Here is a 16,138-nt window from a genome sequence, read left to right as displayed (position 1 = left end):
CGGTGCACGGCGGACAGCCCCGGCTGACCGCAGCCCTTACCTGCGCGTCCTGGTCGTCGGCGTGGGCTCCGGGCCGTCGGCGCGCAGGGGGTCGTGACCGGGCTTCGGCGGGTCGGCGACCACCGTGCCCTTCTTGTGGTGGCGGGGCACGACGTCCTGGGGGAACGTCAGCTGCTGGTTCATCCACTTCAGGGCGGGGGGCATCTCCTGGACCCAGGTGGGGAAGTTGTGGCTGCCGTGCTCGGGCTCGATCGACGCGACCCGCATGGGTGCCTTGACGGCCCTGATGAAGGCCTGCGTCTGCGGATAGCCGCGCTCGCCGTGCTTGCTCTCGGCCACCAGGACGGAGACCGCGGGGACGGGCAGGTGCTTGAGCCGCCACATCAGGTCGTGGCCGTTGATCCGCTCGGTGCGGTCCGGGCCGTTGCCGAAGAGGTTGCCGGTCGTCGGGTCATCCTTGACCTTGTAGTCGGGCGACAGGGCGGCGGCCGTCGTGTACACGTGCGGATCGCGCATCGTCAGCTGCAGGGCGCAACTGCCGCCGGACGAGTAGCCCATGACTCCCCACGCGCTGGCGTCATGACCGACCCGGTAGGCGGACTTCAGGGCGTCGGGGAGGTCCTTGGCCAGGAAGGTCTCGGTCTGCGGACCGCCCGGCACGTCCACGCACTCGGTGTCGCGCGGCGGGGCGATCGTCGGCCGGATCATCACCATGATCGTCGGCTGCATCTGCCCGCTCTTCTGCAGTGCCCCGGCCGTCTGGGACACCCGCAGATACTGCGCGAGGTTGAAGATGCTGCCCGGGTAGCCGCTGAGCGCGACGATCACCGGGAAGCGCTGGCGCTGGTACGCCTTCTGGAAGTACTGCGGCGGCAGGTAGACGAACGCCGGGTCGACCACGCCCGTACGGCGGCCGATGACCTTGACGGATTCCACCCGACCGTTCACCGCGGCGGGGCCGGTGGGCAGTCCGCTGACCCGGCGCAGCTGCTCATCGGTGGCGGGCTGTACCAGGGCGCCCTTCACGGCGACACCGTCCACCGTCCCCGCGCCGGCGGTGCCCCCGTAGTTCCCCGCCTGTGTGACCCCGACGGGGGCCGTCTCCACGTGGCCGAAGAGCTCGCCCCAGGATCCGAAGAACTGGTACGACGAGTTCAGCCAGCAGGCGAACGCGGCGACGATCACCACCTGGGTCGTGCCGAGGGCCACCAGGCGCCCGAGCACCTGCAGCAGCCCCTGCCGGGCGAACCGTGGCCACCACCAGACCAGCAGTGCCACACACACGGCGGCGAGTGCCGCCATCACATACACGGTCGTCTCGCTGGTCAGACCCATACCGGTTGATCCCCGATTTCCTACCTGTGCGGTTTCCTTCACACAGAAGGAGGGGTGGGGAATCCTCCGCGTTCCCCAATTAGTGCAAAAGGGGTGGTGATGCCGCCCACTCGGCCGTGAGAAGGCGTCGCTCACCGCGAGCTCCCAGCAGTGGACGCTCACGGAAGCGGGAGGCGGCTACTACAAGCTCGCCAACAGGCTGCGGACAACGGCGCCGATGACGAACTGTGGCAGGTCGCGCGGATTAACTGACCCGTAGGGGGGTCCAGCCCAAGGCCGGACCCCTTATCCTCTGCCCTAGATCCCGAACAGCGATCGAGATATCGAACGAAAGGTGGGGCGCCATGCCCGAGGAACCCTGCGTCGTGGGTGTCGACTACGGCACCCTGTCCGGCCGTGCCGTCGTCGTCCGCGTCCGTGACGGCGAGGAGCTCGCGTCGGCGGAGCACGTCTATCCGCACGCGGTCCTGGACCGCGAGCTGCCCGACGGCACCCGGCTGCCCCCCGACTGGGCCCTTCAAATGCCCTCGGACTATATCGACGTGCTGCGCACCGCCGTACCCGAGGCCCTCGCCCGCGCCGGTGTGGCGCCCGAGCAGGTCATCGGCATCGGCACCGACTTCACCGCCTGCACGGTCCTGCCGGCACTCGCCGACGGCACCCCCCTGTGCGAGCTGCCCGAGTACACCGCCCGTCCGCACGCCTACGTGAAGCTGTGGCGCCACCACGCGGCCCAGGGCCAGGCCGACCGGATCAACGCGCTGGCCGCCGAGATGAAGGAGCCGTGGCTCCAGCGCTACGGCGGGAAGATCTCCTCGGAGTGGGAGTTCGCCAAGGCGCTGCAGGTCCTGGAGGAGGACCCGGAGATCTACCGCCGTACGCAGCGGTGGGTGGAGGCGGCCGACTGGATCGTGTGGCAGCTGTGCGGCACGTACGTCCGCAACGCCTGCACCGCCGGTTACAAGGGCCAGTACCAGGACGGGGTCTATCCGTCACCCGCCCATCTGGGCGCCCTGCACCCGGACTTCGCCGGTTTCGTCACCGACAAGCTGGACCATCCGATCGGCCAACTCGGTGACGCGGCCGGGACGTTGACCGCCGAGGCCGCCGCCTGGACGGGACTGCCCGAGGGCATCACGGTCTGCGTGGGCAACGTCGACGCGCATGTCACCGCCCCGGCGGCAGCGGCCGTGGAGCCCGGCCAGATGGTCGCCATCATGGGTACCTCCACCTGCCATGTGATGAGCTCCGACCAGCTCGGCACTGTGCCCGGCATGTGCGGTGTCGTGGACGGCGGGATCCTGCCGGGCCTGTGGGGCTACGAGGCCGGGCAGAGCGGGGTCGGCGACATCTTCGGCTGGTTCGTCCGCACCGGGTTCCCCGCCGAGTACGCCGAGAAGGCCGCGGCGGCCGGGCAGTCCGCGCACGAGTACCTGACCGAGCTGGCCGCCCGGCAGAAGGTGGGCGAGCACGGACTCGTGGCCCTGGACTGGCACAGCGGCAACCGTTCGGTGCTGGTCGACCACGACCTGAGCGGCTTGCTGATCGGCCAGACGCTGTCCACCCGCCCCGAGGACGTCTACCGGGCGCTGCTGGAGGCCACCGCCTTCGGCACCCGCACCATCATCGACGCGTTCGAGGCCGCCGGCGTGCCGGTGGAGGAGCTCATCATCGCGGGCGGCCTGACGAAGAACGCGCTGCTGATGCAGATCTACGCCGACGTCACCCGCCGCCCCCTCGGTGTCATCGGCTCCACCCAGGGCCCGGCGCTCGGTGCGGCGATGCACGCCGCGGTGGCGGCCGGGGCGTACCCCGACATCCAGGCCGCCGCCCGGTCCATGGGCAAGGCCGACCGCGGCGTCTACCAGCCGGACCCCGAGCGCGCCGCGGCCTACGACCGCCTCTACGCCGAGTACCGGCTGCTGCACGACTACTTCGGCCGCGGCACCAACGACGTCATGCGCCGCCTGCGCCGCCTGCGCACCGAAGTCTCCGCGTCCTCCTGAAAGGAAAACCCCCATGGCCAGCAACACCAACGCCACCGCCGACTCCGGTCAGGAGATCTGGTTCCTGACCGGCAGCCAGGGCCTGTACGGCGACGACGTCCTGCACCAGGTCGCCCAGCAGTCCAGAAACATCGCCGACATCCTCGGCGGCCCCGGCAAGATCCCGGCCCGCATCGTGTGGAAGCCCGTCCTCACCGACGCCGACTCGATCCGCCGCATGTGCCTGGAGGCCACCACCTCCGACAACTGCGTCGGCGTGATCGTGTGGATGCACACCTTCTCCCCGGCCAAGATGTGGATCGCCGGACTCAGCGCCCTGGGTGTGCCCCTGCTGCACCTGCACACCCAGTACAACCTGTCGCTGCCCTGGCCCAGCATCGACATGGACTTCATGAACCTCAACCAGGCCGCCCACGGCGACCGCGAGTTCGGCCACATAGAATCGCGCGTCGGCATCGACCGCAAGATCGTCGCCGGGCACGCCACCGACCCCCGCGTCATCCGCCGTATCGCCGCCTGGACCCGCGCCGCCCTGGGCCGCCACGCCTCACGCACCCTGCGCCTGGCCCGCTTCGGCGACAACATGCGCGACGTCGCCGTCACCGAAGGCGACAAGGTCGAAGCCCAGCTGCGCTTCGGCTTCTCCGTCAACACCTACGGAGTCAACGACCTGGTCGCCGTCGTCGACGCCGTCGAGGACAAGGCCGCCGCCGAACTCGCCGCCGAATACGTCGAGTCCTACGACGTCGTCCCCGCCCTGCGCCCCGGCGGTATCCGCCACGACTCCCTGCTCTACGCGGCCCGCCAGGAGATCGGCCTGCGGACTTTCCTGACCGAGGGCGGCTTCACCGCCTTCACCACCAACTTCGAAGACCTCGGCGGACTGCGCCAGCTGCCCGGCCTGGCCGTCCAGCGCCTGATGGCGGACGGCTACGGCTTCGGCGGCGAGGGCGACTGGAAGACCTCCGCCCTGCTGCGCACCCTGAAGGTCATGGGCCAGGGGCTGCCCGGCGGCACCAGCTTCATGGAGGACTACACCTACCACCTGGGCCCCGGCACCCCCCGCGTGCTCGGCGCGCACATGCTGGAGGTCTGCCCCTCCATCGCCGCCGACCGCCCCAGCTGCGAGATCCACCCGCTGTCCATCGGCGGCCGCGAGGACCCGGTCCGTCTGGTCTTCGACGCGGCCGAGGGACCCGCCGTGGTCGTCGGCCTCTCGGACCTCGGCGACCGCTTCCGGCTGACCGCCAATGCCGTGGACGTCGTAGGCCCCAGCGAGCCCCTGCCTCAGCTCCCCGTGGCCCGGGCGGTGTGGAAGCCGCGCCCCTCGCTCGCGGAGTCCGCGGAGAGCTGGCTGCTGGCCGGCGCCCCGCACCACACCGTCCTCAGCTCCGCCGTCGACCTCGAGACCCTGACCGATTACGCCTCGATGACCGGCGTCGAACTCCTCACCATCGACGAGCACACCCGCACCGAGCAGTTCGCCAAGGAGATCCGGTGGAACGCCGCCTACCACCGACTGGCCCAGGCCCTGTGACCGCCCGCATCGAAGGAGACGACCGATGAGCGTGCGTGTCCGCGAGGGTCTGCGCCAGGAGGTCCTGGAGGCCAACCTCACCATCCCCCAGGTCGGGCTCGCGACCCTCACCTGGGGCAACGTGAGCGGCGTCGACCGCGAGGCGGGGGTCTTCGTCATCAAGCCCTCCGGGGTCCCCTACGAGGCCCTGACGATCGACGACCTGGTGACGGTCCGCCTGTCCGACGGCGCCGTCGTGGACGGCCACCTGCGTCCGTCCACCGACACCGAGACCCACCGCTGCCTCTACCGCGCGTTCCCCTCCGTCGGCGGCGTGACCCACACCCACTCCACGCACGCGGTCGCCTTCGCGCAGGCCCACCGCGACATCCCGGTCCTGGGCACCACCCACGCCGACACCTTCAACGGACCCATCCCCGTCACCCGCGACCTCACCAAGCAGGAGTGCGCCAAGGACTACGAGTACAACACCGGCCAAGTGATCGTGGATCTGCTGGACGGAGAGGATCAGCGGGCCGTCGAGGTCCCCGCCGCCCTCGTCGCCGGCCACGGCCCCTTCACCTGGGGCGCCAGCGCCCGCAAGTCCCTGGAACACGCGATCATCTGCGAAGCCGTCGCCGACATCGCCCTCCACACCATGTCCCTCAACCCCACAGCACCGCCGCCCCAGCACCTCCTGGAGCGCCACTACACCCGCAAGCACGGCCCCGACGCCTACTACGGCAACCCGGAGGCGGCGCTCCCGGGACGGTGAGCGGCAGTACCGGGGGCCCGGCCGGACCGGGCCCCCGGTCTCGTTCTACTGGTCGAAGTAGCTGAGATCACCCACGGTCCACGCGCTGACGTCCTTGATCGCGACGCGGTACATGCCTCCCGTCTCCGGGATACCGAGGCTTCCCTGCAGGATCCGGGCGAGATGGAAGTGCAGATGGGTGGGCTGGGCGGGCGCCCCGTCGTGGTCGGGCCGGTCCCCTCCCGGGGCACGGGAGAAGACGTCGGAGAACGGGCCGAGGCGGTCCGAGTCCTTCAGCACCTCCGCCACGCGTTCCCGCCACACGGCCTCAGGAGCCAGCCGGCCGGTGATGACGGCACCGCCGACGACCACGGTCAACGACATCTGATTGCTTCGCTCGGACTCCACAGCGGTGGAGAGGGCGACGAGCAGCTCGTCAGGGTTCGACATGAGAGCAGATCCTATTCAGTCCCGGAACCGGCCTGCGGTCCGGGCCAGCAAATCTACTCTTGCCAGAGTAGACATCCTTCGCCGACATCGTTACGCTTCATATCGTAGACATGGTCGAAAGAGACCCGGCAGACACGAACTGGCGGGTAGTGGTAGACGAAGTTCGCAGGTCAGTGCGGCTCTCGAGCCTCGAAGCCAAGGCGTTCCCAGGGTGGCGACGAGGCTGAGGGCCGCACTGGGCGGCTCGCACATCAAGGAGCCGCCGGCGCAGTACCGATCCTCCGGGGCCCCGATGCCGTACGGCATCGGGGCCCCGCGCGCGTCGAAGCCGCCGTCACGTCGAGTGCCCGCCGACTCGGGGAACCGGGCGTGTTGAGCGGGTGAAGCCTGTGCCCGTGGTCGTGTCGCGGGGCATGCATGAAGCTCGCCGCCGCACCCGGACGAGTCGGCGGACACGACGCGCTGGAGGCGAGTGATGAACCAAAGAGCTGCCCAAGCCGAACCCACCACCCACAGGGTCCCCGTCCTCATCGTCGGCGGTTCCCTCGTCGGCCTGTCCACCTCGGTCTTCCTGGGCCGACTGGGCGTACCGCACATGCTGGTGGAGCGACACGCCGGCACCTCCATCCACCCCCGTGGCCGCGGCAACAACGTGCGCACCATGGAACTGTTCCGGACGGCCGGCGTCGAGCCGATGATCCGTCAGGCCGCAGCCACCCTGGCCGACAACCACGGGATCCTGCAGACCCCCACCCTGGTCGGCGACGCGGGCGAGTGGCTGTTCAAGGAGATCGACGCGGGCGGCGGACTGGCCCGCTTCAGCCCCAGTTCCTGGTGCCTGTGCAGCCAGAACGACCTGGAGCCGGTCCTCCTCGACCACGCCACGCGGCTCGGCGGCGATCTGCGGTACGCCACCGAACTGCTGTCGTTCGACACCTCGCCCTCCGGCGTCACCGCGATCCTCAAGAGCCGGGAGACCGGCGAGCACACCACCGTCCTCGCGGACTACCTCGTCGCCGCCGACGGCCCCCGCAGCCCCGTCCGCGAGCAGCTCGGCATCGGCCAGAGCGGTCCCGGTGACCTGTTCAGCAACGTCAGCATCACCTTCCGCTCCCGCCGCCTCGCCGACGTCGTGGGCGAGCGCCGGTTCATCGTCTGCTACCTGACCGACCCGGAGGCCGACGGCGCCCTGCTGCCCGTCGACAACCGGGAGAACTGGGTCTTCCACGCGCCGTGGCACCCCGAACACGGCGAAACGCTCGAGGAGTTCACCGACGAGCGGTGCGTCGACCACATCCGCCGCGCGGTCGGCGTCGCCGATCTCGACGTACAGATCACCGGCCGGGCCCCCTGGCACGCCGCCCAGCGCGTCGCCCGCAGCTACCGGTCGGGACGCGTCTTCCTGGCCGGCGACTCGGCCCACGAGATGTCCCCCACCGGGGCGTTCGGCTCCAACACCGGTATCCAGGACGCGCACAACCTCGCCTGGAAGCTCGCCGCGGTCCTCGGCGGCTGGGCCGGGGAGACGCTCCTCGACTCCTACGACGCCGAGCGGCGCCCGGTGGCGGAGGCGACCAGCGCCCGTGCCGCCGCCCGGTCGGCCGAGCACAGCCACCCCGGCTACGCCCCGCCCCCCGGCACCGGTGGCGGCCCGCAGCGCGGCATCCTCAACGTGGCCCTCGGCTACCGCTATCCGCAGGGCGCGGTCGTGGGCGCCGATCCCGCGACCCCGGTCGTCCCGGACCGCCTCGACCTGTCCGGCGAACCCGGCAGCAGGGCACCCCACCTGGTGGTACGCCGCCAAGGGGAACGGATCTCCACCCTGGACCTCTACGAACGCTCGCTCGTCCTGCTCAGCGACGCCGAGGCAGCGAGCGGCTGGCACGAGACCGCCGTCCGCCTCGCCGCGGAGACGTCCGTCCCGCTGACGTCGTACCGGCTGGGCGAGGGACCGGGCGCCGAGCTGACGCTCGAGGGCGGCGCGGACTGGTCGGCCGCGCACGGTACGACGCCCCAAGGCGCCGTACTGGTACGGCCCGACGGGTTCGTGGCCTGGCGGTCGCAGGAGCCGGCCGCGGATGCCGAATCGACGCTGCGTCAGGTGCTGAGCAGCCTGCTCGGATCCGTCTGACATTCCCCCGGATGCGGGCGTGTTCACCCGGGTGAGCGCCTTGAGTGGTGGCGGACGCCCGGGTGGCTGACGGTGGATCACGTCGGGGGCGGGCCACCTCAGCTGACGAAGCAGCAGCTGCCCGGCCACCGACGGAAGGAACGTCACATGCGCTCTGCCCGCATCCTCCTGACCACGGCGGCGGCCTCGGCCGTCCTCGTTCTCGGCGCACCCGGCGCTCACGCGGCCGGGGACGACTGGGATTCGTCGGACTCCTCCTACAGCAAGGAGCACACCAACCCCAAGTACGACCCGGAGACCTACAAGGACAAGGACAGCGAGCAGGGCCGGGAGTCCGGTGGCGGCAAGCACGACGGCGGCGGCTGGAGCGGCAGCCACGAGAAGCCCAGCGGCGGCATGCACACCGGCGGCGGCGGGCTCGCCTCCCCGGCGGTCACCACGGGCGGCCTCGCCATGCTGGTGGTCGCCGGAACCGGCCTGTACGCGGCACGCCGTAAGAAGTTCGCCGGAAGCATGGCCTGACCGATGCCGGACGCGATAGCCGCCGTGGCCGCCACGCGTGTGCCGCGTGGCGGCCCGGCCGGCCCTCCCCGTGCCCCGTCCGCCTGATTTGCTGCCGTGCCCTGGTGAGGTGGTGCCCGATGGCAGTTCGTCCTTCTCCCCCCGCAGACAGTCCCGGCCAGGACGATCCCGCCCCGACCGGGGACGGGTCCCACACCAAGCTGATGCTGGGCGCCGTGGCGCTCCTGGTGCTGGCCGTGAGCCTGTTCGGCGGAAACGACGGGTCGTCCGCCGACGCCCCCAGGCTGCCGCGGGCCCTGCCCACCGCCGTATCGTCTCCACCCGCACCGCCCGGACAGGCGGCCGGGCAGCCGGCCGGCAGGCAACTGCCGCGGTCCAGACCCGAACGCCTGCTCATTCCGAAGATCGGGGTCGACGCCCCCTTCACGGACCTCGTCATCGGTCCTACCGGCCGGCTCGAACCTCCTCCCGCCGGCGACACCAACCTCGTCGGCTGGCACGCCAAGGGCGTCTCCCCCGGGGAACCGGGCACCGCGATCATCGCCGGGCACGTCGACACGAAGACGTCGGCGGCCGTGTTCGTGAACCTCGGCGAACTGGAGGAGGGGGACGTCTTCCACGTGGACCGTGCCGACGGACGCCGAGCGTCCTTCGTGGTCGACAGCGTGGAGACGTTCGAGAAGGACAACTTCCCCAGCCGGCGCGTGTACGACGACACGGCCCGGCCCGAGGTGCGGCTCATCACCTGTGCGGGTGACTACGACCGTTCGGCGAAGGACTACACGGACAACCTCGTGGTCTTCGCCCACCTCCTCTGAGCCCCCCTCACCCGCCCCGCCCCGCCCGGCTCCCGGCCCACCGGTCACCCCCACGGTGCATACGAGTCGCGCGCTTCCCGGGGCGGGCTGACGATCGAGGAACGCCGACGTCACGCCCCGTGGCCGACGTTCGCCCGCCTTAGCCCCCGAAGGAGATGTGCGCAGGATGACCACCACGTCCGACCGTGTTTCGAAAGCGCCTACGCAACAGGCGTCGCAGCGAGTCTCCCAGTCCGTGTTCGACGGCTCCAGGCTCCGTGTCGTCCTGCTGGTCGACGTCTACGACGGGGCCCAGCAGCAGTTCCTCGAGGCGTACGAGAGTCTGTGCAGCCAGGTCGCCTCCGTGCCCGGACATGTCAGCGACCAGCTGTGCCAGTCCATCGAGAACCCCTCCCAGTGGCTCATCACCAGCGAGTGGGAGAGCGCCCCGCCGTTCCTCACCTGGGTCAACAGCGAGGAACACGTGCGGATGGTGCAGCCGCTGCACAGCTGCGTCCGGGACACCCGGTCGCTGCGCTTCCACATCGTCCGCGAGACCGGCGGCCCGGCGGTGCCGACCGGGCCCGGGAAGCGCCGGCTCCAGGCGGCGCCCAGGATCGGTGACGGGGTCATCCGGCACGCGCTCACCTTCACCGTCAAGCCGGGCAGCGAGGCCACCGTCGCCGAGATCCTCGCCGGCTACACCTCGCCGGAACCGCGGGTCGACGACACCACCCGGCTGATCCGCACCTCCCTCTTCATGCACGGCAACCGGGTCGTCCGGGCCATCGAGGTGCGGGGCGACCTGCTCGCCGCGCTGCGCCACGTCGCCCGCCAGCCCGAGGTGCGGGCCGTCGAGGAAGCCATCAACCCGTACCTGGAGCAGGACCGGGACCTGGACGACCCCGAGTCCGCCCGGGTCTTCTTCACCCGCGCGGCACTGCCCGCCGTCCACCATGTGACGGCCGGACAGGAGAGCCCGGAGGCCGTGCGGCACGCGCTGTACTACCCGGCCCGCGAGGGCCGCGGCATGCAGCTGGCCGAGCTGCTCGCCCGGCAGGACGAGGCGGCGGCGGACGATCCGCGGGGACCGGTGCTGCGCAGCACCATCTTCCAGCGCGACGACGTCGTGATGCGCCTGGTCGACGTGCGCGGCCCCCTCGACGGCGACCCCGGCCCGGTGCTCGGTCTCACCGATCACGGCCGGGCGGCCGAGCTGACGGCACTCCTCGACGGCGAAGCCCTCGGGGTGGACGGTCCGGCCCTGCGGGACAGCACCCCCGCCCACCTCCTCGCGGTCTCCCGCATGGACCTCGTCACCGACCGCCGCGCGCCCGAGGCCTGATCCCACCGGCTCGGGCCGTGACCGGCCACGCCCTCATGTCGAAGCAGCACATGTTCGGAGGAACCTCGTGATCAAACGTCATCCCGGAGTGGTGGACCTCAGCGAGGTCGAGCCCAACACCCGGCGCGGGGGCGATCTGCGCGCCCTGCTCACCCCCACCACGGTCGGCTCCACCAGCGGTTTCATGGGCGTGGCCATCGTGCAGCCCGGCGACCGCATCGCCGAGCACTACCACCCGTACTCCGAGGAGTTCATCTACGTGGTGTGCGGGCAGCTCGAGGTGGACCTGGACGGTGAGCCCCATGAACTCCGTCCCGAGCAGGGGCTCCTGATCCCGTCCCACATGCGGCACCGCTTCCGCAACGTCGGCAACGTGGAAGCCCGCATGGTCTTCCACCTCGGCCCGCTGGCCCCGAGCCCGCCGCTCGGGCACGTCGACACCGAGGACGCCGACGGCGTGCCGATCCCCGTGGACGCGGTCCACGCCGGGGCGGCCGAACAATCCGGGTTGCGCTCATGAACAGGCGCGTGGCGGTCACCGGCATAGGAATCGTCGCTCCGGGCGGTATCGGCGTCCCGGCGTTCTGGGACCTGCTGACCAGCGGTCGTACGGCGACCCGCGGGATCACGTTTTTCGACCCGTCGGAGCTGCGTTCCCGGATCGCCGCCGAGTGCGACTTCGACCCGGCGGCCCACGGACTGAACGCGGAGCAAATCGCCCGGAGCGACCGTTACCTCCAGTTCGCCCTGGTCGCCGGCGAGGAGGCGGTACGGGACTCCGGCCTCGACCTGGCCGCGGAGAACCCGTGGCGGGTCGGGGTCTCGCTGGGCACCGCGGTCGGCGGCACCACCCGGCTGGAGCACGACTACGTCCTGGTCAGCCACGGCGGGCAGCGCTGGGACGTGGACCCCCGGGAGGCAGGTCCGCACCTGCACCGGGCGTTCTCGCCCAGCACTCTCGCCTCGGCGGTGGCGGAGCGGTTCGAGGCGCGCGGGCCGGTGCAGACCGTCTCCACCGGCTGCACCTCGGGGCTCGACGCCGTCGGGTACGCCTTCCACACGATCGAGGAGGGCAGGGCCGACGTGTGCATCGCCGGCGCCTCCGACTCGCCGATCTCCCCGATCACCATGGCCTGCTTCGACGCGATCAAGGCCACCTCCCCGAGCAACGACGACCCCGCCCACGCCTCACGCCCCTTCGACGCCCGGCGCAACGGGTTCGTCATGGGCGAGGGCGGCGCGGTGCTCGTCCTGGAGGAACTGGAACACGCACGGGCCCGCGGCGCGCGCGTGTACTGCGAGATCGGCGGCTACGCCACGTTCGGCAACGCCTACCACATGACCGGTCTGACCGGTGAGGGCCTGGAGATGGCCCGGGCCATCACGGACACCCTCGACCAGGCCCGGCTCGACCCCACGGCGATCGACTACGTCAACGCGCACGGGTCGGGCACCCTGCAGAACGACCGGCACGAGACGGCCGCGGTCAAGCGGGCGCTGGGCGCGCACGCCTACGACACGCCCATGAGTTCCATCAAGTCCATGGTTGGCCACTCCCTCGGCGCGATCGGGGCGATCGAGGTCGTCGCCTGCACGCTGGCCCTGGCCCACCAGGTGGTCCCGCCCACCGCGAACTACGAGACCCCGGACCCCGAGTGCGACCTGGACTACGTGCCGCGCGTGGCCCGCGAGCGCAAGCTGCGCAGCGTGCTCTCCGTGGGCAGCGGGTTCGGCGGCTTCCAGTCCGCGGTGATCATGACCCTGCCGAGGGAGAGGACCGAATGAGCGCACCCCAACCCCGGCGCGCGGCCGTCACCGGAATCGGCGTGGTCGCGCCCAACGGAATCAGCACCGAGGCCTTCTGGAAGGCCACCATGGAGGGCGTCGCCGTCCTGGACCGGATCACGCGTGACGGGTGTGAGCACCTGCCGCTGCGGGTGGCCGGTCAGATCCGGGACTTCGATCCGCCCTCGGCGGTCGAGGAGCGCTACCTCGTCCAGACCGACCGGTTCACCCACTTCGCGATGGCCGCGGCCGACCTGGCGCTGGACGACGCCGGGCTCGGCCGGTCCGACACCGACGCCGCGCCGTTCTCCGTGGGCGTGGTCACCGCCGCCGGTTCCGGCGGCGGTGAGTTCGGGCAGCGCGAGCTGCAGCAACTGTGGGGCAAGGGCAGCCGGTTCGTCGGGCCGTACCAGTCCATCGCCTGGTTCTACGCCGCGAGCACCGGCCAGATCTCCATCCGGCGCGGCCTCAAGGGCCCCTGCGGGGTGGTCGCCTCCGACGAGGCGGGCGGTCTGGACGCCCTGGCGCACGCTGCGCGGGCCGTGCGGCGCGGCACCGACGTGATGGTGGCCGGCGCGACCGAGGCGCCGCTGGCCCCCTACTCGATGGTCTGCCAGCTCGGTTACGAGGAGCTGAGCACCGTGGAGGAACCGGACCGCGCCTACCGCCCGTTCACCACCGCCGCCTGCGGATTCGTGCCCGCGGAAGGCGGCGCCATGCTCGTCGTGGAGGCCGAGGACTCGGCCCGGGAGCGGGGCGTGCCCGTGCGGGCCACGCTGGCGGGACACGCGGCGACGTTCACCGGCGCCTCCCGCTGGGAGGAGTCCCGGGAGGGGCTGGCCCAGGCGATCCGGGGTGCCCTGGACGAGGCCGGGTGCGCACCGGAGGAGATCGACGTGGTCTTCGCCGACGCCCTCGGCGTCCCGGAGGCCGACCGTGCCGAAGCGCTGGCGATCGCGGACGCCCTCGGCCCGCACGGCACCCGCGTGCCCGTCACGGCGCCGAAGACCGCCATCGGCCGCGCCTACGGTGCGGCGCCCGTGCTGGACGTGGCCGCCGCGGTGCTCGCGATGGAGCACGGGCTGATCCCGCCCACCCCCAACGTCTTCGACGTCTGCCACGACCTCGACCTCGTCACCGTCCGCGCGCGAGCCACCGAGGCGCGTACGGCACTGGTCCTCAGCCGAGGGCTCATGGGGTCGAACGCGGCGCTGGTGCTACGGCGCGGTGCCGCGGACGCCTCCTAGCGAGGCTGCGCGAACACAACACCACACAAGGAGAGGAACGCCATGAGTGACCGCATCACCGTGGAAGAGCTGGCCGAGCTCATGAAGAAGGCCGCCGGCATCACCGTCGCCCCCGCGGAGCTCGAGCAGCGCAGCGACTCGGGTTTCGACGCCTTCGGCCTCGACTCGCTCGGTCTGCTCGGCATCGTGGGTGAGTTGGAGAACCGGTACGGCACCCCGATGCCTCCCGACGCGGAGAAGAGCAAGAGTCCCCGGCAGTTCCTCGAACTCGTCAACAGCGCGCTTCTGGCAGGAGCCTGAGATGACCGGACACACGCAGAACGAGATCACCATCGCGGCCCCGCTGGACCTGGTCTGGGACATGACCAACGACGTCGAGAGCTGGCCGCAGCTGTTCAGCGAGTACGCCTCCGCCGAGATCATCTCCCGGGAGGGCGAGCGGACCACCTTCCGGCTGACCATGCACCCCGACAAGGACGGCAAGGTGTGGAGCTGGGTCTCGGAGCGGGAGCCGGACCGCGACACGCTCACCGTGCGGGCCCGCCGGGTCGAGACCGGGCCCTTCGCCTACATGAACATCGTGTGGCAGTACGAGAAGGTCCCCGAGGGCACCCGGATGGTGTGGACGCAGGACTTCGCGATGCGGCCGGACGCACCGGTCGACGACGACTGGATGACGGACAACATCAACCGGAACTCCAAGGTCCAGATGGAGCTGATCCGGGACCGCATCGAGAAGGCCGCCGAAGAGCGCCGGCCCGTACAGATGCTGTCCGACTGAGCGGGACGGAGAACATGACGATGCACCAGTCCCTGATCGTCGCCCGTATGGCCCCGGAGTCGGCCCTGGACATCGCCAAGGTGTTCGAGGAGTCGGACCGCGGCGAACTGCCGCACCTCGTCGGGGTCGCCCGGCGCAGCCTGTTCCAGTTCGACGACGTGTACCTGCACCTCATCGAGTCCGAGCAGGACCCCGGGCCCGCCATCGCCAAAGCGGCCGGACACCCCGAGTTCCGGGACATCAGCGAGCGCCTCGCGGCGTACGTCAGCGCGTACGACCCGGCGACCTGGCGGTCACCGAAGGACGCGATGGCGCGGTGCTTCTACCGCTGGGAGCGGGACGCCGCCTCCTGACCCGCCGCTCGCCGGGCACGCACCGCGCGTGCCCGGCGAGGGTCGGTCAGGCGGGGATCGTGCAGTCGAACGCGTGCAGGTAGGGGTTGACCGGGCGGACGTCGTCGATGACCAGGCCCGCCTCCGTCAGCCTGCGGGTCAGGCTCTCGGTGGTGTGCTTGGCCCCTCCGACGTTGAGGAGCAGCAGCAGGTCCATGGCGGTGCTGAACCGCATCGAGGGCGAGTCGTCGACGAGGTTCTCGATGGCCACGACCCGCGCTCCCGGACCGCCCGCCCCGATGACGTTGCGCAGGGTGCGGGTCGTGCTCTCGTCGTCCCACTCCAGGATGTTCTTGATGATGTACACGTCGGCCTGGACCGGAACGGCCGTACGGCAGTCACCGGGCACCAGGCGCACCCGGTCCGCGAGCGCGCCGCCCGGACGCAGCCGCGGGTCGGCGTTCTCCACCACGCGCGGCAGGTCGAGCAGGGTGCCGTGGAGCGACGGGTACTTCTCCAGCAGGCTCGCCACCACATGCCCCTGACCGCCACCGATGTCGGCGACGGACTTGCTCCCCGACAGATCGAGGAACTCGGCCACATCCCGCGCGGACTGCACGCTGGAGGTCGTCATGGCGCGGTTGAAGACGTCGGCCGACTCCGGGGCGTCCTCGTTGAGGTACTGGAAGAACTCCTTGCCGTAGAGGTCCTCCACGACGTTGCGGCCGGAGCGCACCGCCTCGTCCAGCATCGGCCACGCGGCCCAGGTCCACGGCTCGGTGCACCACAGCGCGATGTCGCGCAGGCTGTTCGGGTCGTCCTCACGCAGCAGCCGGGACATGTCGGTGTGGGCGAACGTCCCGTCCCGCTGCTCGGCGAAGATGCCGTAGCAGGACAGGGCGCGCAGCAGCCGTCGCAGCGTCCTGGGTTCGGTCTTCACCGCGGCCGCGAGGTCCTCCACGGCCAGGGGGCTGTCGTCGAGGGCGTCGGCGACGCCCAGCCGGGCGGCCGCACGGAGGGCGGCGGCACAGGCCGCGCCGAACACGAGTTCCCTGAGCCGCATGGAAGGCGGCGGGGCGGTCCGGGCGGCCTCGGCCGTCCGAGTGGTCTGAGCGGTCGTCATGGGCCGCCTCTCTT

The 16,138-nt window shown here is 71.1% G+C and carries 16 protein-coding genes; 13 read left to right on the top strand and 3 right to left on the bottom strand.

Translation table 11 applies throughout. The features are described from left to right. Nucleotides 1–36 precede the first annotated feature (36 nt). Nucleotides 37–1,335, bottom strand: coding sequence for an alpha/beta hydrolase (locus ACZ39I_RS22010; RefSeq protein WP_467246022.1), 1,299 nt, complete (start codon nucleotides 1,333–1,335; stop codon nucleotides 37–39). 344 nt (nucleotides 1,336–1,679) lie between these two features. Here ACZ39I_RS22010 and araB point away from each other — a divergent pair, with 344 nt between their 5' ends. Genes araB through araD form a run of 3 tightly spaced genes read left to right on the top strand, consistent with a single transcriptional unit; the run spans nucleotide 1,680 to nucleotide 5,632 of the window. Further along, nucleotides 1,680–3,341 (top strand): ribulokinase, encoded by a 1,662-nt coding sequence (araB, locus tag ACZ39I_RS22005; RefSeq protein WP_467246021.1) that lies wholly within the window; start codon nucleotides 1,680–1,682, stop codon nucleotides 3,339–3,341. 13 nt (nucleotides 3,342–3,354) lie between these two features. Further along, complete coding sequence (gene araA, locus ACZ39I_RS22000; RefSeq protein WP_467246020.1) at nucleotides 3,355–4,878, top strand: L-arabinose isomerase; 1,524 nt, start codon at nucleotides 3,355–3,357, stop codon at nucleotides 4,876–4,878. Between the two features lie 25 nt (nucleotides 4,879–4,903). Continuing rightward, nucleotides 4,904–5,632, top strand: coding sequence for an L-ribulose-5-phosphate 4-epimerase AraD (gene araD / locus ACZ39I_RS21995; protein ID WP_467246019.1), 729 nt, complete (start codon nucleotides 4,904–4,906; stop codon nucleotides 5,630–5,632). A gap of 45 nt (nucleotides 5,633–5,677) precedes the next feature. Here the strand turns inward: araD and ACZ39I_RS21990 are convergent, their stop codons facing one another. Next, on the bottom strand, nucleotides 5,678–6,061 hold the full coding sequence (locus ACZ39I_RS21990; RefSeq protein ID WP_467246018.1) for a hypothetical protein: 384 nt from the start codon (nucleotides 6,059–6,061) through the stop codon (nucleotides 5,678–5,680). 475 nt (nucleotides 6,062–6,536) lie between these two features. On the opposite strand from ACZ39I_RS21990, the gene ACZ39I_RS21985 reads away from it, so the two are divergent. The 10 genes from ACZ39I_RS21985 to ACZ39I_RS21940 all read left to right on the top strand — a co-directional run bounded on the left by ACZ39I_RS21985 (nucleotide 6,537) and on the right by ACZ39I_RS21940 (nucleotide 15,022). Continuing rightward, nucleotides 6,537–8,192 carry an FAD-dependent oxidoreductase gene (locus ACZ39I_RS21985; protein ID WP_467246017.1) on the top strand — a complete coding sequence of 552 codons (1,656 nt, stop codon included), beginning with the start codon at nucleotides 6,537–6,539 and terminating at the stop codon, nucleotides 8,190–8,192. 147 nt (nucleotides 8,193–8,339) lie between these two features. After that, nucleotides 8,340–8,714 carry a hypothetical protein gene (locus tag ACZ39I_RS21980; RefSeq protein WP_352387496.1) on the top strand — a complete coding sequence of 125 codons (375 nt, stop codon included), beginning with the start codon at nucleotides 8,340–8,342 and terminating at the stop codon, nucleotides 8,712–8,714. A 119-nt stretch (nucleotides 8,715–8,833) separates the two neighbouring features. After that, nucleotides 8,834–9,532, top strand: a complete 699-nt coding sequence (locus ACZ39I_RS21975; RefSeq protein ID WP_467246016.1) for a class F sortase — start codon at nucleotides 8,834–8,836, stop codon at nucleotides 9,530–9,532. A 166-nt stretch (nucleotides 9,533–9,698) separates the two neighbouring features. After that, complete coding sequence (locus tag ACZ39I_RS21970) at nucleotides 9,699–10,856, top strand: SchA/CurD-like domain-containing protein (protein ID WP_352387492.1); 1,158 nt, start codon at nucleotides 9,699–9,701, stop codon at nucleotides 10,854–10,856. 67 nt (nucleotides 10,857–10,923) lie between these two features. Next, nucleotides 10,924–11,376 (top strand): cupin domain-containing protein, encoded by a 453-nt coding sequence (locus tag ACZ39I_RS21965; protein WP_352387490.1) that lies wholly within the window; start codon nucleotides 10,924–10,926, stop codon nucleotides 11,374–11,376. Then, nucleotides 11,373–12,641, top strand: coding sequence for a beta-ketoacyl-[acyl-carrier-protein] synthase family protein (locus ACZ39I_RS21960; protein ID WP_467246015.1), 1,269 nt, complete (start codon nucleotides 11,373–11,375; stop codon nucleotides 12,639–12,641). Before ACZ39I_RS21965 ends, ACZ39I_RS21960 begins: the two co-directional genes overlap by 4 nt. Beyond that, nucleotides 12,638–13,888 carry a ketosynthase chain-length factor gene (locus tag ACZ39I_RS21955; protein ID WP_467246014.1) on the top strand — a complete coding sequence of 417 codons (1,251 nt, stop codon included), beginning with the start codon at nucleotides 12,638–12,640 and terminating at the stop codon, nucleotides 13,886–13,888. Before ACZ39I_RS21960 ends, ACZ39I_RS21955 begins: the two co-directional genes overlap by 4 nt. Nucleotides 13,889–13,930: 42 nt before the next feature. Beyond that, nucleotides 13,931–14,188 (top strand): acyl carrier protein, encoded by a 258-nt coding sequence (locus ACZ39I_RS21950; protein ID WP_467246013.1) that lies wholly within the window; start codon nucleotides 13,931–13,933, stop codon nucleotides 14,186–14,188. A 1-nt stretch (nucleotide 14,189) separates the two neighbouring features. Continuing rightward, nucleotides 14,190–14,669 carry an SRPBCC family protein gene (locus tag ACZ39I_RS21945; protein ID WP_352387483.1) on the top strand — a complete coding sequence of 160 codons (480 nt, stop codon included), beginning with the start codon at nucleotides 14,190–14,192 and terminating at the stop codon, nucleotides 14,667–14,669. A 20-nt stretch (nucleotides 14,670–14,689) separates the two neighbouring features. After that, nucleotides 14,690–15,022, top strand: coding sequence for a TcmI family type II polyketide cyclase (locus ACZ39I_RS21940; protein WP_352388042.1), 333 nt, complete (start codon nucleotides 14,690–14,692; stop codon nucleotides 15,020–15,022). A 46-nt stretch (nucleotides 15,023–15,068) separates the two neighbouring features. On the opposite strand, the gene ACZ39I_RS21935 is transcribed toward ACZ39I_RS21940, so the two are convergent. After that, complete coding sequence (locus ACZ39I_RS21935) at nucleotides 15,069–16,124, bottom strand: methyltransferase (RefSeq protein ID WP_467246012.1); 1,056 nt, start codon at nucleotides 16,122–16,124, stop codon at nucleotides 15,069–15,071. Between the last annotated feature and the right edge of the window lie 14 nt (nucleotides 16,125–16,138).

The organism is Streptomyces sp. NPDC024687 (assembly GCF_055559055.1).
Note: the sequence above shows the minus strand (reverse complement) of the source record. Positions and strands in the feature narration are given on the sequence as shown.